This is a genomic window from Streptomyces sp. NPDC050504 (assembly GCF_044458065.1).
Classification (GTDB): domain Bacteria; phylum Actinomycetota; class Actinomycetes; order Streptomycetales; family Streptomycetaceae; genus Streptomyces.
On record NZ_JBITHO010000006.1, the window covers coordinates 688,865 to 710,955 of the forward strand.

A 22,091-nucleotide genomic window follows, 5' to 3' on the forward strand; every position below is an offset into this window, starting at 1 on the left:
TTCTCCGGAACGTACGAGCGGGTGGCTGCGCGTGGTGCGGGGGGGGCGGTGCGGGGGCGGTACGCGGTGCGGGCCGTCCCGCCGCGCGGACTACCCGGGCGGCACGGGCTGCTCGGGCGGCACAAGCGGCACGGGCGGCTGCCAGGGACTCGTGGGCAGCAGGACGTCCTCGTGGCCGAGGTCGCCGACCGCGTACTTGCCGAGGGCGCTGACGAGGAGCCGCAGTTCGAGCGCGATGCTCTCGACCAGGCGCAGCAGGCCCCGGTCGCGGTCCTCGTCGGCCGCGACGAGGGCGGCGCGGCCCAGGCCCGCGGCCCGCGCGCCCAGGGCCAGGGCCTTGACGATCCGCGCGCCCTCCCACATGCGGCCGGTGGCGAGCAGACAGTGCGGCGTGCGGCCGACCGCCCGCAGGCACTCCACGAGCGGCAGCCCGACGTGTCCGAGGAAGGCGGTGGGCGCCCAGCCGGTGCCGCCCTCCGCACCGTCGACGAGGACGGCGTCCGCGCCCGCCTCCCAGGCGACGGCCGCGGCCCGCGCGACGTCACGGCCCGGGTGGAGCTTCACCCAGACGCGGGCGCGCGGGAAGTTGTTGCGCATGAGCCGGACCTGCTGGCGCAGGATCTCCTCGGTGAACGTGCCGGGCACACCGCTGCGCAGGACGCGCCCGCGCTCGCCGAGCAGTGGTTCCACCCGGTACTGCTCGGCCACCCGCAGCCCGTCGTGCGCGTCCAGGACGGTCATGCCGCCGAGGCCCGGTTTCGCGCCCTGGCCGACCTTCAGTTCGAAGGCGAGGCGGCCGGTGGCGAGCAGCGGCTGGGTCGCGGTGTCGCTGTAGACGAGGTTCCACACCTCTCTGTCGGCGTCCTCGGTGCTCTGCTGGACCACGACGCCGCCCACGTCCCCGCCCACGGCCCCGCCGACGTCTCCGGCGAGGTCTCCGGCGCCTTCCAGGTACGCTCCGACCCGGCCGAGGAGCGGGGAGAGCGCGCCCGCGGCCGCCCGGTAGCCGTTGACGGGGACGACGTTCTCGCCGATGACGAGCGGCAGTCCGGCGCGCGCGGCCTGGCGGGCCACGGCCTCGCCGAGTTCGCGGCCCGCCGCCTCGGTGGAGCCGAACGCGGAGACGAAGAGCGGCAGCGGCGCGCGCAGCCCGCCCAGTTCGGTGTCGAGGCGCACGTCGGCGTAGTGCGGTTCGCGGCCCAGCTCGATGAGCTTCGCCAGCCGCTCGGGCATGAAGACGGGCGGCACGATCCTGGCCCGGTCCAGCACGTCGTCGGCGTCGCCGCGCGCCCCGGCGCCGTACAGCGTGGTGCCGTAGCCGTCGAGCGGCGGGAAGACCGCGGCGGTGCCCTCCCGGGCGCGGCGCCGGACCTGCCCCTCGGGGAAGCCGTCGGCGCCGAGCCCGGGGAGCGGGGCGTACGGCTCCGCCCGCGAGGTCGTCGCCGGTGCGGCCGGGGCCGGGGGCGGGGCTGCGGCCGGGGGCGGTCCCGTCGCCGACCGCGATGCGCCGGTCCTGGTCCTGGCGGTCACGGCGACACCACTCCGGGGAGCTTGGGGTAGGCGGCGGCCTGCCAGACGGCGGCCCGCCCGGTGAGGTAGCGGGTGAAGCGTTCGAGGCCGAGGCCGAACCCGGCGCTCGGCGGGATGCCGCGCCGGGCGAGGTCCAGGTACCAGCCGTACTTGGCGGGGTTCTCGCCGGTCTCCCGCATGCGGGTGACGAGCGCCGCGTAGTCGTGTTCGCGTTCGCTGCCGCTGGCGAGTTCGCCGTAGCCCTCGGGGGCGATCAGGTCGAAGTTCCGCAGGATGCCGGGGCGTTCGGGGTCCTCGCGGTCGTAGAAGCCGCGCGAGCCCTTGGGGTAGTCGATGACGAAGAAGGGGCGGCTGGCCTTGGCGGAGAGGATCTCCTCGCCCTGCCAGTCGATCTCGGCCGCCGGGTCCTGCGGGTGGCCCAGCTCGTTCAGGTCGGTGGTGGCCTCGCGGTGCGTGACGCGGCCGAAGGCCCCGGCGACGACGTCGCGGAAGGAGTCCGGGTCGCGCTCCAGGACCTCCATCTCGGCGCGCAGCCCGCGGGCGACGGCCGCGGTGTGCGAGACGAGTTCTTCGGCGAGGCGCATCGCGTCCTCGCGCCTGCCGTCGCGGATCTCCACGTCGATCTGGTGGAACTCCACGAGGTGCCGGTGGGTGACGGCGGTCTCCAAAGGTTCGAGACGGACATTCGGCGCAATGCAGAAGATCTTGTCGAAGGCTAGCAAAGACGCCTGCTTGTAGAGGATCGCGCTGGTCATCAACTTGTAGCGGTGTCCGTAGAAGTCGACGTCGACCTGCTTGGAGCCGCGGATGCCGGGGTCGGTGACCGGGCCGATGACCGGGGGCAGCAGTTCGGTGAAGCCCCGGTCGGTGAGGAAGTTCCTGGCGACCGCGAGGATCCGGTTCTGGACGCGCAGGACGGCCCGCGTGGTGTCCGACGCCAGGTGCTCGTCGGGCGAGGCGGGCGGCCTGGGCACGGCGCCGCCGGCCCTGCCCGAGGGCGCGTGGGCGGACGCGTGCGGCTGGTGGGCCGGGCCGGTCGGGTTGGGCATGGGTTTCCCTTCGCGAAGGACCGAAAGTGCCGGGGAGCGGCGCGGTGCCGGGAAGTGGTGTCCGGGGACCGCCGGCAGGGCGTCGTCGAAGCGGCGCTGCACGAAGGAGAGCGCCTCGTGCAGCCCCGCGGCGGTCAGCCGGGGCGAGCGCGGCCCGTCCAGCACGTGCCGGATCGGCATGGCGCCGATGTCGGACCACACGAGCCGCCCGGCCGGGTCGAGCCTGCTCCTGCTGCGGCCCGCGTTGTCGGGGTGCAGGCAGTAGGGGACGTCGAGGTAGCCGTGCGCGAAGGCCGCGACGAGCGCGTCTCCGGGGTCGTCCGAGAGGTCGAGCACCGCGTCCACGAAGGCGCGCGCCTCCGCGTACACCGCGTTGTCGGCGTCCCCCGTCCTCGTGGCGTCCCCCGTCTTTGTGGCGAAGCCGTCCACGAAGCCCTCCGCGCGTCCTGTCGCGGGGCCTGTCGCGAAGCCCTCCGCGCGGCCCGTCGCGAAGCCCGTCGCCGGGCCCGTCGTGGCCGGTTCGGGCAGCGGCGTGCCGCGGGCCGCGCGGGCCGCCGCCGCTGCCGTGCGCAGCGCGGCGACGTTCTCCTCGACGGTGGGGATGCGGTGCGCCTCGGCCGCGGTCTTCACGATGAGGCGGTCGGCCCCGGTGCGTACGGCGAGGGTCGCCGAGCTCTCCAGGAGGCGCCGCGCTCCCTCGGGGGTGGTCGGGTAGAGGCCCATGTACGTGTAGAGGACGATGTGCCAGTCCGTGTCGTCCAGGGTCTCGGCGGCGAGGCGGCGCAGCGCGGCGACGGCCTGTTCGTCCTGCTCGGCGTTGGTCTGCTGGGCGTAGCTGAGGGAGACGCTGCGCAGGCCGAGGCGTTGGAAGAAGAGCGCTTCGAGGACGCTGACGGCGACGAGGAGTCCGGGCGGGCAGAGTTGTCCGAGCAGGCAGCCGCCGAAGGTCTCGAGGTGCGGTTCGCGCCCGGTGGCGCGCAGCGAGGCGAGGAAGCGGCAGGTCTCGCGCCAGTTGCGCACCGATTCGGCGAGCGGCATCCGGCCGTAGGGCAGGCAGTAGGAGACGGGGCCGCCCTCGGTGGCGTCGAGTCCGGCGCGGGCCAGGGCGGCCGTGATGGCCTGCGGGTGGGCGGAGCCGTGCCTGACCTGGATGGGGAAGCTGGCGGCGCGGGCGGCGTCGACGACCCAGCGGGTGGTGTGGGGGCTGAAGGAGGTGATGGGGTAGCCGTTGAGCGCGCAGCGCTCGCGCACGGCGCGCACGGCGGAGCGTTCGTCGCCGACGCGGGTGTAGCTGTCGACGGTGATGGTGCCCGCGACCCAGTCGGCGGCGCCCTTGGTGGCGACGAGCCCGTCGCGCATGCGGCCCGGGTCGGAGAAGCCCATGCGGGGCTGGACGACGAGGGCGCCCGCCGCGCGGGCGACGCTCATGAAGCGGGCGAATCCGCCCGGCGGCAACTGCGCCGGGTACTGGGGCGGTCGCTGTCCCGGTGGCGTTCGCGGGGGGCGTCGCGCGGGCCACTGCTGCGGGGGCGTCACGTCACCGCCCTCCTGGCCGTGGCCAGGGAGGCCACGAAGGACTCGAAGGGCGTGACGACGCTCATGCCCTCCTCGAAGACGGCGTCGAAGCCCGCTTCGACGAGGGCGCGCACGGATTCCTCGCGCCCGTCGAGCGACGTGCCGAGCTTTCCGCCGATCACCACGGGGAGGCGGGCGGTCTCGGGGGCGGCGCGGAGCGCGGCGATGAGCGGGCGGGCGTCGTTGGCCCCGTGTCCGTTCACGCTGCTGACGACGAGAAGTTCGGCGCGCAGTTCGGCGCAGCCCGCGACGACGAGGTGGTCGGGGACGCAGGGGCCGAGGTTGACGACGTCGTGGCCCAGGTCCTCCAGCAGGAGTTGCAGGAAGACGAGGTTCCAGGTGTGCGCGTCGGACGAGGTGCCGGTGACGACGACCCGCAGCGCGGCGGACCGGTGGCGCGGCACGCTGTTCGTGGAGTTCACCATGCGCACCGTCCCCGCTTTCCCCGTCGTGTGCGCCGCCTCGGGCGCGGCCGGCGCCCGGCGCCCGTGCCCGTGCCCGTGCCCGCACCGAACCGATCGTAGGAGCGCGAGGGGGTTCCCACCGGCGCCTGGAGCGGCAGCTGAGGGGCAGTTGAGCTGCCGGTCGACCGCCTCCGCCGCTGCCTGTCGCACCGCGTCCGCGCTCCTACCGTGGGGCGGACACCGGCCCTGTGACCGGCCGCCCGACGACCGAGGTGAGTGATGGCGACCAACCCCTTCGAGGACCCTGACGGTACGTACGTGGTGCTCGCGAACGACGAGGGCCAGCATTCGCTGTGGCCGGCCCGCCTGGCGGTGCCCGCAGGCTGGTCGGTGGTGCGCGAGGAGGGCAGCAGGCAGGAGTGCCTCGACCACGTCGAGGCCCACTGGACCGATCTGCGCCCTCATTCGCTGATCGAGGCGATGGGCGGCTGACGCCCGCCGGGGCCGCCGCCGGTGCGGCGGTCCCGGGGCGCCGGGCCTCCGCGCGCGTCACGCGTCCCCCGTACGCCCCGGGTGGTCCGTCGTCCGCCCCGGGTGGTCCGTGCGTCACGCATCGCCCGGCGCCGCCCGTTCCAGTACGGCCCGTTCCAGGACGGCCATCGCGGCCGTCATCTTGTGGTGGGACTGCCGCCACGCCCGGCTCCTGGCCCCGTCGAGCACGTCGTCGGTGACCTCCTGGCCGCGCACGGCGGGCAGGTCGTGCAGGAAGACGGTGTGCGGGGCCGCGACCCGGTCGATGAATCCCTGGTCGACCCGGAACCCCTCGAAGGCGGTGAGCCAGTCGGGGTCGGCCTTGGGCACGCCCATGGTCTGCCAGCGGCTGGTGTAGACGGCGTCGACGGGTCCCGGGACGTCGGCCGGGTCGGTGATCTGCGTGACCTCCGCGTTTCCCGCGCCGAGCCGGTCCGCCGTTTCGAGGACGTCCTTGGGCACCTCGTACCCCGCGGGACAGAGCAGGGTGAGCCGCAGTCCCGGGGTGAGCGCGGCGGCGAGCGCGAGCGCGGAGCCGGAGCTGTTGCCCTCGCCGACGCAGAGCAGGTGGCGGCCTTCGAGGGAGCCGAACTCCTCGGTGAGCGTGGTGAGGTCGGCGATCGCCTGGGTGGGGTGCTCCTCGATGCTGAGGGCGTTGACGACGGCGGGGCCGCCGCCCGCGGCCAGCCTGCGCATCTCGTCGGCGGGCCCGTTGGTGCGGACGACCAGGGCGTCGAGGTACTGCCCCAGGACCCGCGCGGTGTCCTCCGGGGTCTCGCCCGTGGAGAGTTGGAGGTCGTCGGGGCCGTAGGTGATGGTGTGCGCGCCGAGCCTGCTGGCCGCGCCCCAGAACGACGTGCGGGTGCGGGTCGACGACTTGCTGAAGTAGATGCCGACGGACCGGTCGGCGAGGGTCTTCTCCCGGACGCCCTCGCGGCCGATGCGTGCGGCGCGGGCCACCAGTCGGGCGAGGTCGCGCGGGCCGAGGTCGGCCAGTGAGATCAGATGACGCATGACGAGGTTCCGTCCCTCTCTGCGAGAACGTCTGCCAGAACGGTGGGGTCCGGAGCGCGGCGGGCGGGGGCCCGTCCGCCCGGGTCGGCGCCGACCAGGTGCCGCACGAGGTTGAGCACGGTGAAGTTGGTGAGGCCGCTGTGGCCCGCCTGCTCGTACCTGACGGGCCGTACGAGACCGCGCAGCAGCAGGGCGTGCAGTCCGCGCAGCGCCTCGGCCTGGGTGAGCCGGGCGCGTCCCGCGACGGCGCCGACGCTCCAGGTGGCGTCCCTGGCGGCGAGGACGCGCAGCAGTTTCGCGTGCTGCGGCGGCAGTCCTTCGATGGACTGTTCCAGCGCGCGGCGGAAGGCCCCCGCGGCGTGCGAGTCGGTGGCCGAGACGTTCTCGGTCAGGGTGAGCGGGAAGGTCTCGGCGGCTTCGAGGAGTTGGTGGGGCGCGTACAGCAGCAGCCAGGACGCGGCGGACTCCAGCGCCTGGGGCAGACCGTCCAGGGCGCGGCAGACGCGGGCCATGGTGGTGGCGACGGACTCGGTGGGCAGGATGTCGGGCCGCAGGTGGCGCAGGTAGGACATGATCAGGGCGAGCGCCGGCTGGTCGGCCGCGGGGTCGCCGTCGGGTCCGGGGGCCGCGCTGGGCAGGGCGAGCGGCGCCAGCGGCAGGACGCGCCCGCCGATGCCGGTGCCCTGTCCCGGCTCGCGGGTGGTGACGAGGACGCTGAGCCGCGGGCAGGAGTGCAGGAGCTGCGGCAGGGAGGCGTGCACGGCGGTGCGGGCGCCGACCCCGTCGAGCACGAGGAGGGTGGGCCTGGCGCCGATGACGTGGGCGAGTTCGTGGTAGGGGCCGCTGCCGGAGAGCACTTCGCTGACCCAGTTGGCGAGCAGGAGTTGGGGGACGCCCACCGCGGCGTTGGCGCCCACGCCCATGTGGGCCCAGAGGACGGGGACGCGGCTGCGGGTGTGCAGGAGTTGGGTGGCTTCCAGGACGAGGCGGGTCTTGCCGACGCCGATGGCGCCGACGACGGTCACCAGCCGTTCGCGTTCGGTGCCGAGGAGTTCGGTGACGGCGCGCAGTTCCGCCTGGCGTCCGACGAACGGTCCGATGGAGGTGGGCGGCAGGGCCTGTGCCACGTCGTACGCCTGCTTGAGCGCTCCGGCGGCGGCCGTGCCGCCCGCGGCGAGTTCGAAGGCCGCGCGGCGCGAGCCGCTGAGCCGGAGCGCTCCCGCGAGCAGCCGGATGGTCTCCCTCCTGGGCTGTTGGACCTTGCCGAGTTCCAGATCCCGAATGGCACGCACACTCACGGTGGAGAGCCCCGCCAACTGCTCCTGCGTCAGTCCCGCCTGTCGCCTGGTCACTTTCAGCATGGCACCGAGTTTGTCTGCTTCTACTTTTCCGCGATCAATCACGCAGCCCGCTCCCGATGATTTTTCCGACCCCCGCAAAACCAGATGGGATGCTGCCCAAAACGCACCCATTCTCCGCATCCGAACAATGAGCCCGTCGACTCTAACCAGGAAAGTGAAGATCATGTCAAGAGGGCACGGGGGTAATTGACAATTCATCCTCGGAAGTACTTATTCCGCTTCTCACGGGGCGAGAAACTGCCGGTCGAAATATTCCCGTGATATACGTTTCCCCTTCAATCAACCGCCCTGACCTGCAAGAACGCGCAGAAAATGCATCATGTGACGTACGCCACACGGCAGTTGAATCCGGTAGAAGCTTTCACCAACGGGTCACGTGCTAGCTTCCGACTCGCACCGCTCGATTTGGCGAGAGTTGGTGAAGGGGGAAGCCGGTGTCCACGGAACTCTGGAACCCTGAAACATTCGATGCGTTACGGCGGCAATTGATCCCGTCGTTTGAATTGCTATACGAAAGCGCGGCCAGTGTCGTGGCCGCTTCGGCGCCCGGGAAAGCGCGGGTCCTGGACCTCGGCGCGGGCACCGGACTGCTCAGCGCCGCACTGCTGCGCCGGCACCCGACGGCCGAGCTCCTGCTGATGGACCGCTCCGAGGGCATGCTGGCCAAGGCCAGGCAGCGCTTCGCCGCCGACCCGCGGGTGGGCGTCCTCGTCGGCGACCTGCTGGACCCGCTGCCCCCCGGACCGTTCGACGCGGTCATGTCGGGCCTCGCCATCCACCACCTCCCGCATCCCGACAAGCGCCGCCTCTTCTCCCGCATCCGCCACGCGCTGCGCCCCGGCGGGGTCTTCGTCAACGTCGAACAGATCGAGGCGCCCACCGTGGAGCTGGAGAGCCTCTACGACCGGCAGCACGAGGAGCACGTACACCGCTCCGGCACCCCCGCCGACGAGTGGGCGGCCGGCCGCGAGCGCATGAAGCACGACATCTGCGCCGGACTCGACGACCAGCTGGAATGGCTGCGCGACGCGGGCTTCGGCCAGGTGGACTGCCTCGCCAAGGACTGGCGGTTCGCGACCTACGCCGGCTGGACCACCAGATGAACGCGGAGCCCGGCACCGCCCCGCAGCACGACGCCGACGCCCCCGGGCTCGGCACCTCCACCCTGTACGAGGCGCTGCGCGCGGTCGCCGAGCGGCGCGGCGCCGCCACCGCCGTACGCACGCCTACGGGCGAACGCCTCGACTACGACCAACTCCTGCTCCTGGTCGACCGATCGGCCCTTGGCCTGCACTCCCGCGGCGTGCGCCCCGGCTCCTGCGTCGCCCTCAGCCTGCGCAACAGCACCGGCTACATCGCGCTGATACTCGCCGTCGCCCGGCTCGGCGCCCGCTACGTTCCACTGCTCAGCGACTTCGACCCCGATGCCCTGCGCACCGCCCTCGTCCACACCCGCCCCGCCCTCCTGGTCACCGACGGCTCCCGCCCGACCCCGCACGGCGGCCCGCCGACCGTGACGCTCACCGAACTGACCGGCTCCCCCGACCCCGCCGACGCGCCCGCCGGACCCGTCCGGCCCGCCGAGGGCGCCGCCGCCCGCGCCGCGTCCGTCGCGGACGGGGCCCCCTGCCACACCGGGATCTTCCGCACCCTGTGGACCTCGGGCTCCACCGAGTTCCCCAAGCTCACGGCCTGGCGCCAGGACAAGTTCCGCGCCGAACGCCTGCGCTGGAACGCCGACACCGGCATCGACGAGCACGACGTGTTCCTCTGCAGGCACCCGCTGGACGTCGCGCACGCCACCGACCTCCATGTGTTCGCCGCCCTCCTCTCCGGCGCCGAGCTGGTGCTCGCCGACCCCGGCACCCCGGCCGACGCCCTGCTGCGCCTGCTGCGCGAGCACCGCGTCACGGTGATGAGCGCGCTCCCCCAGCACTACGCCGACCTCGTCGACGCCGCCGACCGCGCGCTGCGCTCCGGAGGCGACCGGGCCGACGTGCGGCTGCCGCTGCTGCGGCGCCCCTTGTGCGGCGGCGCCTACCTCGACCCGACGACCGTCCGCCGCGCCGACGACGTCCTCGGCGTCCGCATCCGGCAGATCTACGGATCCACCGAGTTCGGCCTGGCCCTCGGCAACATGGACGACGTCGTCCAGACCGGGGCGGGCCTGCGCCCCGTGCGGGGCGTCGGCGTCCGCCTCGCACCGCTGCCGGGGCTGGAGCACCCCGACCACGGCGAGCTGGTCCTGCGCTCCGACCGCAGCAGCGAGGGCTACCTGCACCCGCTGGAGGCCAACGCCCGCGCCTTCCGCGACGGGGAGTTCTGGACCGGCGACTTCGCCGTCCGCGCGCCCGACGGCACCTACCGCGTCCTCGGCCGCACGGTGGAGACCCTGACAGGCACGGAAGGACCGGTCACCGCGCCGCTGCTCGACGAGGAGATGCGCGCGACGGGCGCGGTCGGCCAGGCGGTCGTGCTCCCCGTGCGCCCCGGCGGACACGGCCGCGAGGTGTACGTCGCCGTCCGCGCCGCCCGCTCGCCCGAGGAGGCCGCCCGCGCCGTCGACCAGGTGCTGGGCCGCCACGGCCTCAAGGGCGTAGTCCGGTTCGCTGAAACGATCCCGCTCACGCCCGTCGGCAAGGTCGACAAGCCCCTGCTGCGCCGCGCCTTCACCGCCGATGGCCCCTTCGACGGGGGCGGTGCGCCCCGATGAACCTGCCCCGCCACGACGACCGCGGCAGCGGCCCCGCCGTCGTCCTGCTGCCGGGCCTCGCCGCTACCGCCCGCTACTTCGACGACGTCGTACGGGAGTTGGCCCGCGACCACCGCGTCATCACCCTCGAACTCCCGGGCCACGGCGACCGCAACGGTCCCGAAGGCCCTCGGGACCCCGGAACACCCGACGCACCCTCCGCATCCTCCACACCCTCCGGCCCCGCCCCGCCGACCGTCGCGGACGCCGCCGACGCGCTCCACGCGCTCCTCGCCCGGCTCGACGTGAGCGGCGCGACGCTGCTCGGCTGGTCGCTCGGCGCGACCGTGGCGTACGCCTTCCTGGAACGCCACGGCACCGACCGGATCCGCGCCCTGGTCTCCGTCGAGCAGAGCCCCCGCCTCACGCTGGACGACGACTGGCCGCACGCCGCCTTCGGCATCCTCGACAAGGCGGGCGCCGACGCCCTCGTCGCGGGCGTCACCGCGGACTTCGCCGGGTTCACCGAAACGCTGGTCGACGCGTCGTTCGCGGCGGGCACCGAGCCGCCGCCCGCGCTCCGCGCCCGGCTCCTGGCCGAGGCCCGCCGCTGCGACCCCGCGGCCGTGCGCGCGCTCCTCGCGGACGCCGTCGGGCAGGACTGGCGGACCCGGCTGCCGACCCTCGCGCCCCGCCCGCCCGTGCTGTTCCTGCACGGCGCCCGCAGCCGCGTCTACCCCACCGGCCCCGGCGACCGGCTCGCGGACGCACTGCCCGCCGCGCGCCTCGCGGTGTTCGCCGCCAGCGGCCACCTCCCGTTCCTGGAGGAGCCCGAACTGTTCCTGCGTACCGTCCGCGCGTTCGTCGAGCACCCCGAGCCCCCCGAGGAGTCCGCACCATGACGCGGCTGAGCTGGATCTACCCGGACCGCGGCACCGCGTGGCAGCGCCGCTACGAGGACGAGGGCGTCTGGTCGGCGTACCGGAAGCTCGCCGAGGGGCTCGGCCTGCGGATGACCCTCAACAAACCGGAGGAGGTCGCCGTCGACGCGACCGACCCCGCGCGCCCCTCGGTGTACCTGCGGGGCGAGCGCGTCACGCCCGACGACACCATTTTCGTGACGTCCCTGTGGTCGCTGCCGCACCAGACCCAGGACGTGTGCAACCAGCTCTTCCTCTACACCAACCTGGAGCGCCTCGGCTTCTACCTGCCGATACCGCCGCACCTGTCGTACATCGGCGTCGACAAGGCCGCCACACTGCTGCACCTCGCCGACAGCCCGGTCCCGCTGCTGCCCACCGTGCGCGTCGGCAGCGGCCGCGAGGCCATGACCGGGCACTACGACGCGGCACTCGAAGCCCTCTCGTACCCGCTGATCGTGAAGCCCGCGTACTGGGGCATGGGTCTTGGCGTCGCCGTCGCGCACAACGTCCACGACCTGCGCGGCATGATCGGCCTGGCGGGCGGCTCGGACACCGCGCTGGTCGTCCAGCCGTACTTCCCCGGCGTGCGCGAGCTGCGCGTTTACATCGTGGACGGCCGCGCCCACACCGTCCTCCAGGGCAGCAAGGACGGCTACTGCCTGATGGTCACCAAGACGGTCGGCGGCCGGCACGAGCGCGCGTACACCCCGCTGCCGGACGAGCTGGCCGACGCGGTGGCCCACGCGGTGGCCCGCTTCCCCGGCGTGCCGTACTTCACGCTGGACTTCATCCACGACGGCGAGCGCCACTGGATCTCCGAGGTGGAGCTGGACGGCGCGGTCGGCTTCGGCACGGACGCCGAGCAGAACCGCGCCGCGGCCGAGCTGATCGGGGCGCGCTTCCGGGCGTACGCCGAGGGCCACGCGAAGTGGCTCGCGGCCGGCGGCCCCATCAGGCCCCGCACACCGGCCGGGGTCACTCCCGGCGGGGTCGATCCGGGCGGACCCGTCCCCGGCGAAGCCGGGGCGTGAGCGAGGTGCGGACCGACCGGTTCGTCACGGGCACGGTCGGCCGCCTCCCCCGCGACGCCGTCCTCGCGGGCGCACACGCGCTCGCCGCGCTCGGTGGTCCCCAAGTGCCGGACCGAGCAGCCGACTTGGCGGACCTCGCGGTGAGCGGACCGCGGGACGTCCTGCTCGCCTCGCGCGCCGCGAGCCGGGGCGGCGGCGCCTCGGTGATGTCCAGCGGCGGCACGACGGGACGGCCCAAGCTGACGTACGTCGCCCACCACCAGGCCCTGGAGCGGCTGCTGCGCGAGTGGCGGCCGCTCGCCCCCGGCGACACCCTGCTCAACCTCTTCACGCCGGGCCGCATGTGGGCCTCGCACTACTACATGCAGTCCCTGGCGGAGCGGGTGGGCTGCGACACCGTGCCCACCGGGCCCTACGGCCCCGGCGAGGTCGCCGACTGGCTCGGGATCTTCCAGGAGGTCGGCGTCAACACCCTCGCGGGAACGCCCACTTCGCTCGCGGACTTCGCCCGGGGCGTGCTGGACGGCGGATCCGGCGGCGCGCCGAAGGTGGAGAAGCTGATCTGGATGGCCGAACCCTGGGCCCCCGCGCAGGAGCGCGCGGTGCGGGCCGCCTTCCCCGGTGTCCGCCTCTGGGGCAACTACGGCTCGGTGGAGACCTACGTCATGGCCACCAACACGCCCGCGTGCGACCTCCAGGTGCTCCACCTGATGCCGGACCAGCTCATCGAGAGCGACGACGCGGGCGCGCTGCTGAGCAGGGCCGGGGACGGCTGGACGGTGCCGACGGTGCGCTACCGGCTCGGCGACCGGGTCGCGGCCGCTGCCTGCCGGTGCGGGCGCGGCGACGGGCTGCGGGTGCTGGGGCGGGCGGACGACGCGGTGAGCGTGCACAGCGTGGTGGTGCGCGTCGCCGAGGTGCTCGATCTGGTGCGGGCCCATCCGGGCGTGCGGGAGGCGCAGTTGGTGCTGACCCGGGCGGACGGCGAGGGTCGGGCCGCGCACACGGTCGGCGAGCTGTGCGTGCGGTACGCGGGCGACGCGGCGGCGGACGAGGTGCGCCAGCTCGTGCTGCGGGGCTTCTACCACCTGGGAGCCGTGGCGCGCGGCCATCCGGAGGCCGTCACCGCACAGGCCGTGGCGCGGGTGGAGCGGGTGGGGCGCACCGACAAGATCCCGGCGGCCGTGTGGCGCGGATGCCCCGGCTGACGCTCGGGCCGGCCGCGCGGCTGCGGGACAACCCCTGGGCGCTGCTGTGCACGGTCTCGCTCGCCTACTTCATGGCCCAGTTGGACATCGCGGTGCTGGCGGTCGCGCTGCCCTCGGTCGCCCGGGACCTGGGGACGTCGGTCGACGGCGTGGTGTGGGCGGTCGGCGCGTACGTCCTGGTGCTGGCCGTCACCCTGATCACCGCGGGGCGGCTCGGGGACCTGTACGGGCGGCGGCGGGTGTTCCGGGCCGGGGTGCTGCTCTTCACGCTGTGCAGCCTGGCCGCCGGACTGGCGGACACGGCGGGGCAGTTGATCGCGGCGCGGGCCGTACAGGGGCTGGGCGCCGCCCTGTTGACGCCGCAGACCATGGCGTTGCTGGTGGAGGCCTTCCCGGCGGGGAAGCGCGGTCTGGCGCTCGGCGTGCGGGGCGCGGTCGGCGCGGCGGCGGCCGTGGCGGGTCCCGTGCTGGGCGGGGTGCTGGTGAGCGCGCTCGACTGGCGCTGGGTGTTCTGGGTCAACGTGCCGGTGGGCGCGGCGCTGCTGCTGGCGACGGTGGTGGTGCGGGGCGACGGCCCTGCCGCCCGTACGGTACGGCTGGACGTCACGGGCACCGCGCTGGCCTCGGTGTCGCTGTTCTGCTTCGCCTTCGCCGTGGGGCAGGGCGGGAGCCGGGGGTGGCCGGGCTGGATCTGGGGTCTGCTGGTGCTGTCGGCGGCGGTGTTCGCCGGGTTCGTGGCGCAGCAGCGCGGGCGGCAGGGGCGCGATCCGCTGGTGCCGTTCGAGCTGTTCAGGAACCGGGACTTCACGCTGATGAACGTGTTCGCCGTCGCCGTGTCGCTGACCGTGATGGGGCTCGTGCTGGTGCTGTCGGTGTTCTTCCAGTCGGTGCTCGGGTTCGGCGCGCTCAAGGCGGGCCTCGCGATCGTCCCCGCCTCGCTGTGCTCGATGGCGCTCGGGACGGTCGCGGGGCGGCTGTCGGACCGGGTGCCGGGGCACCGTCTCCTGCTGGGCGGCACGCTGTTGACGATCGGCGGGACGGTGTGGGCGGCGGCCGGGATGCGCGAGGGCGCCGACTGGCCGGAGTTCGTCGCTCCGCTGTGCGTGATCGGTGTGGGCAACGCGTTCCTGTTCACCCCGCTGGCGGCGATCGCGCTGCACGGGGTGCGCCCGCAGTTGGCGGGCGCCGCGTCCGGGGTGCTGGTCACCACGCTCCAGCTCGGCTCGATGGCCGGCGCGGCGGCGACGGGCGCGCTGCTGCACGGGACGGGCGGCGGGGACCCGTCGGCCTCTTCGACCCGTACGGCGCTGCTGTTGTTCGCCCTGGTGGCGGTGGTGGCAGCGGCGGTGTGCGCGGGGGCGGGGCGGACGGACGCAGGAAAGGAGGCGTGAGGCGCGAGGGGCCGGGAAGGGCGGACGGGGGCGGCGCCCGGACCGTGGCCGCGCGCCCGGCGAGGGCGCCGTCAGCCCGTCACCACGTGCCGTCCGGCCAGGCGGGCCCGGGTCCCTGGCCGCCGAACAGCAGCGCCAGTTCAGCGGCGGCCCGCTGCGTCTCCCTGATCACGACGGGCGCCATCACGGGCATCTCGGCGGCGCGCCGCAGCACGAGCACGGAACCCAGCACCGCCTCGCCCCAGAGCACGGGCGCCGCGCAGGAGTTCCAGCCCGGCAGGTCCTCGTCCTTGCCCACGGCGTAGCGGTAGCGGCGCGTCTCGTCGAGCGAGGCGCGCAGCGCGTCCCAGTCGGTGAGCGCCCCCGGCCCCGCGTACGAGGGCAGCGCCACGTCCAGGGCGCCGCGCTGCGCCGACAGCGGGAGGAAGGCGAGGATGGCCCGGCCGCAGGCGCCGGAGCGCAGCGGCCTGGCCACGGAGAGGATGTCGTCGGCCGCGTAGCCGATGTCCCGCAGGTCGCTCTCCGTCACCGCCATGTCGACGCACAGGCGGCGGGTGGTGCCGAAGGGGGCGAGGGCGTAGAAGAAGACGGGGCCGCCCGCGGCGACCCTGAGTTCTTCGAGCACGGCGTGCACCAGGTGCGGGTCCTGCCGGTGCGAGCAGGCGTGGATGGCCAGTTGGACCACGGCGGCGCCGAGGCTGTAGCGGCCGTGGCCCAGTCGGACGAACATGCCCTGGCGCAGTCCCGAGCGGAGGATGCGGTGGACGGTCGAGTCGTCCAGGCCGGTGGCCCTGGCCAGTTCTCCCGGCCCGTGTACATCGCCGTCCAGCCTGGTGAACGCCTGCTGCACGCGGAACACCCGCTCCGCGAGGCCGGTGCCGCCGAGCGGGGCGTCGCCGCCGCGTTCCGCCGTCGTGTCACGGATCGTCATCGTTACCCCAACTCCCTCTCCAGGCTCAGCGCTCCATGTGGTCGATGGGGTCACCTGGGCGGTTCCTTAGCGGAATCCGCCCTGCGACCTTTCGGAGGTTGTTGATTGCGCCCGGTGTCTGTCAAGGGTCTTCGGACGACATGGCCATTACTCGCCGTGGCGCACCGGGTATGGCCGGTACTGGTCAGGGCGCGATCCGGCCATGTGCCGGGGCGCCGCGGCGGAGCGTCGTACGCAGGCCCGTGGCGGAGCCTCGTACGCAGGCCCTTGGCAGGACGCGGGGCGCGTGTCAGAGCGTCGCGAGTTCCGCGGCGAGGTCGTCGAGGCCGAGCGAGCCCTGGGACAGCGCGGCCATGTGCCAGCTCTTGAGGTCGAAGTCGGCGCCGTGCGCCGCGCGGGCCGCCTCCCGGCCGCGCAGCCAGACCCGCTCGCCGAGCTTGTAGCCGATCGCCTGCCCCGGCGCGCCCTGGTAGCGGATCACTTCGCTGCGGACGAAGGCGGCGGGCCTGCCGTGGTGGGCGAGCAGGAACTCCTCGGCGATGTCGGGCGTCCACCGCTCGCCCGCGTGCAGCGGGGAGTGCGCGGGGATCTCCAGGCCGAGGTGCATGCCGATGTCGATGACGACGCGCACGGAGCGCATCATCTGGGCGTCGAGGTAGCCGATCCGGTGCTCGGGGTCGGTGAGGAAGCCCAGTTCGTCCATGAGGCGTTCGGCGTAGAGCGCCCAGCCCTCGGAGTTGGCGCTGACCACGCCGACGGAGGTCTGGAAGCGGGAGAGCCGGCCGGCGAGGTGGGTCCACTGGGCCAGTTGCAGGTGGTGGCCCGGCACGCCCTCGTGGTACCAGGTGGAGACCAGTTCGTACGCGGGGAACCTGCTGCGGCCCGTCACGGGCAGCCAGGTGCGGCCCGGCCTGCTGAAGTCGGCGGACGGCGCCGTGTAGTAGGGGGCGGGGGCGCTGCCCTCGGGGGCGAGGCGGGACTCGACGCGCCGGATCGGGGCGGCGATGTCGAAGTGGGTGCCGTCGAGCTTGCGCACGGCCTCGTCCATCAGGTCCTGGAGCCAGGCGCGCGTCTCCTCGCCGCCCCCGGTGCCCTGTCCGTGCGCGTCGAGGTGACGCATGGCCTCCCAGGGGTCCGTGGCGCCCGGCAGGATCCGCCGGGTCTCGATGCGCATCTCGGCGAGCAGCCGGTGGAACTCCGCCCAGCCGTACTCGTACGCCTCCGCGAGGTCCAGGTCGTTGCCGTTGTAGAAGCGGGCCGAGCGGAGGTAGCGGTCGCGGCCCACCACGTCGGGGGCGTCCGCGACGGCGGGCGCGTACACGTCGCGCAGCCAGTCCCGCAGCTCGGCGAGCGCGGCGGTGGCCGCGGCCGAGGCGCGGTCGAGTTCGCGGCGCAGCGGCTCGGGCCCCGCCGCGGCGAACCGGGCGAACCAGCCACCGTGCTCCCCCATCCACTCCGCGAGCTGGCCGATCATCGCGGTGACCTGGCGCGGTCCGCCGGGCAGCGAGCGCCGCAGCCCGGCGGCGAGGGCCGCGCGGTAGGTCGCCAGGGCGGCGGGTACCGCGTCCAGCCGGCGCACGGCGGTGCGCCAGTCGTCCGCGGTCGCGGTGGGCGTGAGGGTGAAGGCCATCCGGATCTGGTGGACCGGGGAGAAGATGTTGGAGACGGAGCGCAGGTCCTCGCCCGCCTCGTGCATCGCCAGTTCCGCGGTCAGTCTCTCTTCGAGGAGGCGGGCGCAGCCCCGCTCGGCCGGGTCGTCGGTCGCGCCGGGCGCGTTCGTCGCCGCGGCCAGGCGCCGGAGCGTGTCGCGGGCGAGGTCGGCCAGTTGCCGTCGTCCGTCGGGCGAGAAGTCGGGGAGTTCGCCGTGGCTGGCCGCTTCCCCGAGGTAGGTGCCCCTGATCGGGTCGAGTGCGATCAGCCGGTCGACGTAGGTGTCCGCGACATCGCGCGGTGAGGGTGTCCGGTCCATGCGTACATGCTGGTACGCCGGGCCGTCCCGCTTCCCCCCTCCGGGGCAGCCGCCGCCTAAACTGCCCCCGTTCCTGCCTGTCGGCCGCTGTGCCCTCCCCCCTCGGTCCGTCAATTGAAGGGAGGGCACAGGCAGTTCGGGGGCAGTTGGCCCGGCCGTCGTTGACGGTGAGCGCGGGCCGTTGGAATTCTCCTGCGTGGGAACGGGCCGCGCGGGAGAAGTGCGTTCGGAGCGGTTTCCGCGATTCCTCGATTTCCGCGATGTCTTTCGCGATGCCTTTCGCGAACCTTCGCACACAGTGTCTTTCGCAAATTCGGAGCGACCGGGAGCGACGAATGGAAAGAATCGAATCCAGGGGGACCGCGGCCGACCTGGCCGCGTACGCCGCTCTGCTGGAGATCGCCGAAGACCTCGGCCTCTCCTCGCTGCTGGACCGGGGCGAACCCTTCACCCCGGGCGAGGCGGCCACCGCCGCCGACGTCCCCGAGCGGTCCGCCGTCCTCTTCCTCGACGCGCTGGTCTCCGCTGGCCTGCTGGAGCGGGACGGCGGGAGCGCCGCGTACGTGCCGGTGGCCGAGCTGGCCGAGCGCAGGTACGAGGCGGGCTACCTCTCGTGGGCGCTCAACGCGAACCGCCCGTACATCGACAACGCTGCGCTGTTCCTGCGCGACCCCGAGGGCGCGGGAGCCCGGTACCAGCGGGACGGCCGCCGGGTCGCGGTCTCCTCGCGCTGGATCGGCTCGTACGGCTTCTACCCCGGTGCGATCGAGGAGATCACCGACCGCAAGCCGCGCCGCGTCGCGGACCTCGGCGCGGGCGCGGGAGGGCTGCTGATCCACCTGCTGACCGCGCTGCCGGGGAGCACCGGGGTCGCGCTCGACCTGAGCGCGGCGGCCTGCGAGGAGGCCGAGCGGGCCGCGGGCCCGGCCGGGGTGGCGGAGCGGCTGCGCGTGGTGCACAGGTCCATCGAGTCGCTGGTCGACGACCCGGAGCCGGTGCGGGGCGCGGACGTGATCCACGCGGGTTTCGTGCTGCACGACGTGGTGGGGCGGCGCGAGGTGATCGACGGGATCCTGGGGACCTGCCGGGAGTCCCTGGCGCCCGGCGGCGCGCTCGTGGTGACGGACGCGGTGCCGTACGCGGACGGTCCGGGCGAGCGCGGCTTCAGCGCCCTGTTCACCTACCTGCACGCCAGTTCGATGGACGTGCGGCTGCCGTCGACCGACGACTGGCTCGCGGCGTTCCGCAGGGCGGGCTTCGCCGAGGTGCGCGGCACTCCGCTGCCGATGCCGGGCAGCCGGAAGTTCGTGGCGACCGCATGAGCCCGAAGCTGACCGCCGACGAGGTGCTGCGCGGCGCGCGGGCCCTCTACGAGGCGCGGGCGAAGCGGGTGCCCGTCGCGCCGTTCACCGACGCGGACCCGGACCTGGGCGCGGACGACGGGTACGCCGTCCAGCGGGAGCTGACCGCGCTGCTCGTCGCCGACGGCGACGAGGTCATCGGGTACAAGGCGGGGCTCACCTCGGCGCCCATGCAGCAGATGCTCGGCGTGTCCACGCCCGACTACGGTCCCGTGCTGGCCTCCACGGTCCACCCGGACGGGGCGAGCGTGTCCCGCGACGCGTTCATCGCGCCCAAGGTGGAGGCGGAGATCGTGTTCCGCCTCGGCAAGTCGCTGACCGGGCCGGGCGTGACGCCCGCTCGGGCGCGCGCGGCCGTGGGCGAGGTGATGGCGGGCCTGGAGATCGTCGATTCGCGGATCGCGGACTGGCGCATCGGGCTCGCCGACACGATCGCCGACCTGGCGTCGAACGGCGCCGCCGTGCTCGGCCGCCCGTTGGCTCCGCCGCCCGAGATGGACTTCCGGCTCCTCGGCATGGCCTTCTCGCGCGACGGCGAGCTGATCGCGACCGGCGCGGGGGCCGCGGCGCTCGGCGATCCGGCGGCGGTCGTGGCCTGGCTGGCGAACGTGCTGGGCGAGCGCGGGGTGAGCCTCGAAGCGGGGCAGCTGATCATGACGGGCGCGCTGCACGCCGCCGTACCGCTGGTTCCGGGCGCCGTCTTCACCGCGGAGTTCGACCGTCTGGGCGCCATCACCCTGCACGTCTCCTGACCGGGAAGGGCAATACTGCGATGAAGCGAAACGGGCGGCTGTCCGTGGCGGTGCTCGGCGCCGGCCTGATCGGTGTCGACCTGGTGGCCAAGGTGCTGCGTTCGGACTCCCTGGACCTGCGGCTCGTCGTGGGCCGGAGCACCGACGCGCCGGGGCTGCGGCAGATGACCCGGATGGGGCTGCCGGTCTCGACGGACGGCGTCGCGTCCCTGGTCGATCCGGCGGACCCGTTCGACGTCGCCTTCGACGCCACCAACGCCATGTCGCACGCCGAGCACGCCGAGCGGCTGCGGCCGCTCGGCACGATGCTGGTCGACCTGACGCCGAGCAAGGTCGGCCGGATGGTCGTGCCGACCGTCAACGGCACGGACGTGCTGTCGCACCCCGACGTCAGCGACGTCAACATGGTCAGCTGCGGCGGCCAGGCGTCGATCCCCGTGCTGCACGCCATCGCGCGGCGGCACCGGATCGACTACGTGGAGGTGGTGACCACCGCCGCCACGCTGAGCGTCGGCCGCTCGACCCGGCTCAACCTGGACGAGTACGTGGAGACCACCCAGGAAGCGGTGCGCGAGTTCACCGGGGTCAAGGACGTCAAGTCGATCCTCAACCTGAGCCCGGCCAGCCCGCCGGCGACGTTCCGGGTCGCCATGTCGCTGCTCGGCGACGACCTGGAGCCCGATTCGGTGCGCTCGGCGGTCGCGGAGGCCGCGCACGGGCTGCGCGCGTTCGTCGGCGGCTACGACGTCACGGCGTGCACCGTCGACGGCGGCAGGGCCTTCATCGCAGTGCAGGTCACCGCGGGCGGTGACCGCATCCCCAAGTACGCGGGGAACCTCGACATCATCAACTCCGCCGCGCTGCACGTCGCCGAGCAGTACGCGGCGGACCGCCTTTCGACCGCGGGTGCGGAGACCTCATGAGCGCAGCGAACGAAACGACCACGGCCACGGCCACGACCACAGCGACGGCGGCCCGGGGCGGCGGCCGCGGGACCGGCGCGGCGGGCGAGCCGGTGCGCAGGCGGGTGCTGATCCACGACCCGACCCTGCGCGACGGCCACCACGCGGTGCGCCACAGGCTCGACGCCCAGCAGCTGGGCGCCTACGCGCGGGCCGCGAACGCGGCGGGCGTGCCGGTGGTCGAGGTGGGCCACGGCAACGGGCTGGGCGCCTCGTCGCTCCAGGTCGGTCAGGCCAGGCTCAGCGACGACGAGATGCTGTCGGTGGTCCGCGAGGCCCTGACGACCAGCCGGATGGGCGTGTTCATGCTGCCCGGCTGGGGCACCGTCAGGGACCTGGACAAGGCCGTCGCGCACGACGTCGACGTGGTGCGCATCGGTACGCACTGCACCGAGGGCAACCTCGCGGAGCGGCACCTGGGGCACCTGCGGGACGCGGGCGTCGAGGCGCACGGCGTGCTGCTGATGAGCCACATGGCGAGCCCGCAGCGGCTGGGCGAGGAGTGCGCGGCGCTGGTGGAGTACGGCGCGAGCGGCGTCGGGATACTCGACTCGTCGGGCCACTACCTGCCGCCGGACGTCACGGAGCGGATCACGGCGATGCGCGAGGCCGTCGGCCCCGACGTGCCGGTGATGTTCCACGGGCACAACAACCTGGGCATGGCGGTGGCGAACTCGGTCGCGGCGGCCCAGGCGGGCGCCGACATCGTGGACGCCTGCGCCAGGGGGTTCGGCGCGGGGGCCGGGAACACCCAGCTGGAGGTGGTGGTCCCGGTGCTGGAGCGGATGGGCTTCGACACGGGCATCGACCTGTACGGGCTGCTGGACGCGGCGGACATCGCCGAGCGCGAGCTGATGGACGCGCCCCCGGCCGTCGACTCCGTCGGCATCGTCAGCGGGCTCGCCGGGGTGTTCTCCGGGTTCAAGAACCGGGTGCTGGACATCTCGGAGCGCGAGGGCGTCGATCCGCGCGACGTCTTCTTCGCGCTGGGCAGGGCGCAGGCCGTGGCCGGGCAGGAGGACCTGATCGTGGACGTGGCGCAGCGCCTGAGGGAGTCCGGCGGCGACGCGGGGCGGACCACCGGACGGACCGCCGCCCATGTATGACGTGCTCAAGGGCATCCTGGTGGAGGAGCTCCAGCTGAGCGAGTCCGACGTGCTGCCGACGGCGAGCCGCGCCGAGGTCGGCCTGGACTCCGTCGCGATGGTGGAGCTGGCGACGCTGCTGACCGACCGGCTCGGCTTCGACGTCCAGGACTACGAGTTGCTGGAGGCCGCGACGGTCGCGGACCTGGCGCGTCTCCTGGAGGAGCGCGCCGCCGACGCCGTACCCCGTACGGGCCCCGCCGCGGCCGGGCCCGCCTGACGCCTTCCCGTGCCGGACGGCACCGGACGGCACCGGACAACC

Annotated in this window: 19 protein-coding genes; 12 read left to right on the plus strand and 7 right to left on the minus strand. The window is 73.9% G+C overall.

Annotated elements, in window-relative coordinates; all coding sequences use genetic code 11:
* Window positions 1-90: 90 nt before the first annotated feature.
* The 3 genes from ACIBNE_RS25640 to ACIBNE_RS25650 all read right to left on the minus strand — a co-directional run bounded on the left by ACIBNE_RS25640 (window position 91) and on the right by ACIBNE_RS25650 (window position 4,579).
* Window positions 91-1,530: a glutamate synthase-related protein gene (locus tag ACIBNE_RS25640; protein ID WP_399275319.1), complete on the minus strand. Its 1,440-nt coding sequence runs from the start codon at window positions 1,528-1,530 to the stop codon at window positions 91-93.
* Window positions 1,527-4,007 carry an amino acid--tRNA ligase-related protein gene (locus ACIBNE_RS25645; protein WP_399275321.1) on the minus strand — a complete coding sequence of 827 codons (2,481 nt, stop codon included), beginning with the start codon at window positions 4,005-4,007 and terminating at the stop codon, window positions 1,527-1,529. The genes ACIBNE_RS25640 and ACIBNE_RS25645 overlap by 4 nt, the downstream gene beginning before the upstream one ends.
* Window positions 4,008-4,111: 104 nt before the next feature.
* Window positions 4,112-4,579, minus strand: a complete 468-nt coding sequence (locus tag ACIBNE_RS25650; protein WP_399275323.1) for a cobalamin B12-binding domain-containing protein — start codon at window positions 4,577-4,579, stop codon at window positions 4,112-4,114.
* 258 nt (window positions 4,580-4,837) lie between these two features.
* On the opposite strand from ACIBNE_RS25650, the gene ACIBNE_RS25655 reads away from it, so the two are divergent.
* Window positions 4,838-5,050, plus strand: coding sequence for an MbtH family protein (locus ACIBNE_RS25655; protein ID WP_399275325.1), 213 nt, complete (start codon window positions 4,838-4,840; stop codon window positions 5,048-5,050).
* A 114-nt stretch (window positions 5,051-5,164) separates the two neighbouring features.
* Here the strand turns inward: ACIBNE_RS25655 and ACIBNE_RS25660 are convergent, their stop codons facing one another.
* Together ACIBNE_RS25660 and ACIBNE_RS25665 are read right to left on the minus strand one after the other, a co-directional pair.
* Entirely contained in the window at window positions 5,165-6,103 is a 939-nt protein-coding gene (locus tag ACIBNE_RS25660) for an ornithine carbamoyltransferase (protein WP_399275327.1), read from the minus strand.
* A complete protein-coding gene (locus ACIBNE_RS25665; RefSeq protein WP_399275329.1) occupies window positions 6,091-7,464 on the minus strand; it encodes a helix-turn-helix domain-containing protein in 1,374 nt (457 codons plus the stop codon). The genes ACIBNE_RS25660 and ACIBNE_RS25665 overlap by 13 nt, the downstream gene beginning before the upstream one ends.
* 503 nt (window positions 7,465-7,967) lie before the next feature.
* On the opposite strand from ACIBNE_RS25665, the gene ACIBNE_RS25670 reads away from it, so the two are divergent.
* Genes ACIBNE_RS25670 through ACIBNE_RS25695 form a run of 6 tightly spaced genes read left to right on the plus strand, consistent with a single transcriptional unit; the run spans window position 7,968 to window position 14,709 of the window.
* Window positions 7,968-8,567, plus strand: a complete 600-nt coding sequence (locus tag ACIBNE_RS25670; protein WP_399275331.1) for a class I SAM-dependent methyltransferase — start codon at window positions 7,968-7,970, stop codon at window positions 8,565-8,567.
* Window positions 8,564-10,177 (plus strand): class I adenylate-forming enzyme family protein, encoded by a 1,614-nt coding sequence (locus ACIBNE_RS25675; RefSeq protein ID WP_399275333.1) that lies wholly within the window; start codon window positions 8,564-8,566, stop codon window positions 10,175-10,177. Before ACIBNE_RS25670 ends, ACIBNE_RS25675 begins: the two co-directional genes overlap by 4 nt.
* Window positions 10,174-11,058 (plus strand): alpha/beta fold hydrolase, encoded by an 885-nt coding sequence (locus ACIBNE_RS25680; RefSeq protein WP_399275335.1) that lies wholly within the window; start codon window positions 10,174-10,176, stop codon window positions 11,056-11,058. The genes ACIBNE_RS25675 and ACIBNE_RS25680 overlap by 4 nt, the downstream gene beginning before the upstream one ends.
* The gene (locus ACIBNE_RS25685; RefSeq protein ID WP_399275337.1) at window positions 11,055-12,110 is read left to right on the plus strand and encodes a RimK family alpha-L-glutamate ligase; all 1,056 of its coding nucleotides are present in this window, start codon (window positions 11,055-11,057) and stop codon (window positions 12,108-12,110) included. Before ACIBNE_RS25680 ends, ACIBNE_RS25685 begins: the two co-directional genes overlap by 4 nt.
* The gene (locus ACIBNE_RS25690) at window positions 12,107-13,318 is read left to right on the plus strand and encodes an AMP-binding protein (RefSeq protein WP_399275339.1); all 1,212 of its coding nucleotides are present in this window, start codon (window positions 12,107-12,109) and stop codon (window positions 13,316-13,318) included. The genes ACIBNE_RS25685 and ACIBNE_RS25690 overlap by 4 nt, the downstream gene beginning before the upstream one ends.
* Entirely contained in the window at window positions 13,306-14,709 is a 1,404-nt protein-coding gene (locus tag ACIBNE_RS25695) for a DHA2 family efflux MFS transporter permease subunit (RefSeq protein WP_399275445.1), read from the plus strand. The genes ACIBNE_RS25690 and ACIBNE_RS25695 overlap by 13 nt, the downstream gene beginning before the upstream one ends.
* Before the next feature lie 79 nt (window positions 14,710-14,788).
* Here ACIBNE_RS25695 and ACIBNE_RS25700 read toward each other — a convergent pair whose 3' ends face one another.
* Window positions 14,789-15,640: an IclR family transcriptional regulator gene (locus ACIBNE_RS25700; protein ID WP_399275341.1), complete on the minus strand. Its 852-nt coding sequence runs from the start codon at window positions 15,638-15,640 to the stop codon at window positions 14,789-14,791.
* Window positions 15,641-15,929: 289 nt separating this feature from the next.
* A complete protein-coding gene (locus ACIBNE_RS25705; RefSeq protein ID WP_399275343.1) occupies window positions 15,930-17,609 on the minus strand; it encodes a DUF885 domain-containing protein in 1,680 nt (559 codons plus the stop codon).
* 335 nt (window positions 17,610-17,944) lie between these two features.
* Between ACIBNE_RS25705 and ACIBNE_RS25710 the strand changes: the two genes are divergently transcribed.
* The 5 genes from ACIBNE_RS25710 to ACIBNE_RS25730 are packed head-to-tail and all read left to right on the plus strand — an operon-like array spanning window position 17,945 to window position 22,049.
* On the plus strand, window positions 17,945-18,931 hold the full coding sequence (locus ACIBNE_RS25710) for a class I SAM-dependent methyltransferase (protein ID WP_399275345.1): 987 nt from the start codon (window positions 17,945-17,947) through the stop codon (window positions 18,929-18,931).
* The gene (locus ACIBNE_RS25715; protein ID WP_399275347.1) at window positions 18,928-19,722 is read left to right on the plus strand and encodes a 2-keto-4-pentenoate hydratase; all 795 of its coding nucleotides are present in this window, start codon (window positions 18,928-18,930) and stop codon (window positions 19,720-19,722) included. Before ACIBNE_RS25710 ends, ACIBNE_RS25715 begins: the two co-directional genes overlap by 4 nt.
* Before the next feature lie 20 nt (window positions 19,723-19,742).
* Complete coding sequence (locus tag ACIBNE_RS25720; protein WP_399275349.1) at window positions 19,743-20,645, plus strand: acetylating acetaldehyde dehydrogenase; 903 nt, start codon at window positions 19,743-19,745, stop codon at window positions 20,643-20,645.
* Window positions 20,642-21,790, plus strand: coding sequence for a 4-hydroxy-2-oxovalerate aldolase (gene dmpG / locus ACIBNE_RS25725; protein WP_399275351.1), 1,149 nt, complete (start codon window positions 20,642-20,644; stop codon window positions 21,788-21,790). The genes ACIBNE_RS25720 and dmpG overlap by 4 nt, the downstream gene beginning before the upstream one ends.
* On the plus strand, window positions 21,783-22,049 hold the full coding sequence (locus tag ACIBNE_RS25730) for an acyl carrier protein (protein ID WP_399275353.1): 267 nt from the start codon (window positions 21,783-21,785) through the stop codon (window positions 22,047-22,049). Before dmpG ends, ACIBNE_RS25730 begins: the two co-directional genes overlap by 8 nt.
* The last annotated feature ends 42 nt before the right edge of the window (window positions 22,050-22,091 follow it).

Coding starts and splice junctions, on each gene's coding strand:
- ACIBNE_RS25645 (WP_399275321.1), bottom strand. CDS start 4,007: ATGAGCGTCGCCCGCGCGGCGGGCGCCCTCGTCGTCCAGCCCCGCATG.
- ACIBNE_RS25650 (WP_399275323.1), bottom strand. CDS start 4,579: ATGGTGAACTCCACGAACAGCGTGCCGCGCCACCGGTCCGCCGCGCTG.
- ACIBNE_RS25655 (WP_399275325.1), top strand. CDS start 4,838: ATGGCGACCAACCCCTTCGAGGACCCTGACGGTACGTACGTGGTGCTC.
- ACIBNE_RS25660 (WP_399275327.1), bottom strand. CDS start 6,103: ATGCGTCATCTGATCTCACTGGCCGACCTCGGCCCGCGCGACCTCGCC.
- ACIBNE_RS25665 (WP_399275329.1), bottom strand. CDS start 7,464: ATGCTGAAAGTGACCAGGCGACAGGCGGGACTGACGCAGGAGCAGTTG.
- ACIBNE_RS25675 (WP_399275333.1), top strand. CDS start 8,564: ATGAACGCGGAGCCCGGCACCGCCCCGCAGCACGACGCCGACGCCCCC.
- ACIBNE_RS25680 (WP_399275335.1), top strand. CDS start 10,174: ATGAACCTGCCCCGCCACGACGACCGCGGCAGCGGCCCCGCCGTCGTC.
- ACIBNE_RS25685 (WP_399275337.1), top strand. CDS start 11,055: ATGACGCGGCTGAGCTGGATCTACCCGGACCGCGGCACCGCGTGGCAG.
- ACIBNE_RS25695 (WP_399275445.1), top strand. CDS start 13,306: ATGCCCCGGCTGACGCTCGGGCCGGCCGCGCGGCTGCGGGACAACCCC.
- ACIBNE_RS25700 (WP_399275341.1), bottom strand. CDS start 15,640: ATGACGATCCGTGACACGACGGCGGAACGCGGCGGCGACGCCCCGCTC.
- ACIBNE_RS25705 (WP_399275343.1), bottom strand. CDS start 17,609: ATGGACCGGACACCCTCACCGCGCGATGTCGCGGACACCTACGTCGAC.
- ACIBNE_RS25710 (WP_399275345.1), top strand. CDS start 17,945: ATGGAAAGAATCGAATCCAGGGGGACCGCGGCCGACCTGGCCGCGTAC.
- ACIBNE_RS25715 (WP_399275347.1), top strand. CDS start 18,928: ATGAGCCCGAAGCTGACCGCCGACGAGGTGCTGCGCGGCGCGCGGGCC.
- ACIBNE_RS25720 (WP_399275349.1), top strand. CDS start 19,743: ATGAAGCGAAACGGGCGGCTGTCCGTGGCGGTGCTCGGCGCCGGCCTG.
- dmpG (WP_399275351.1), top strand. CDS start 20,642: ATGAGCGCAGCGAACGAAACGACCACGGCCACGGCCACGACCACAGCG.
- ACIBNE_RS25730 (WP_399275353.1), top strand. CDS start 21,783: ATGTATGACGTGCTCAAGGGCATCCTGGTGGAGGAGCTCCAGCTGAGC.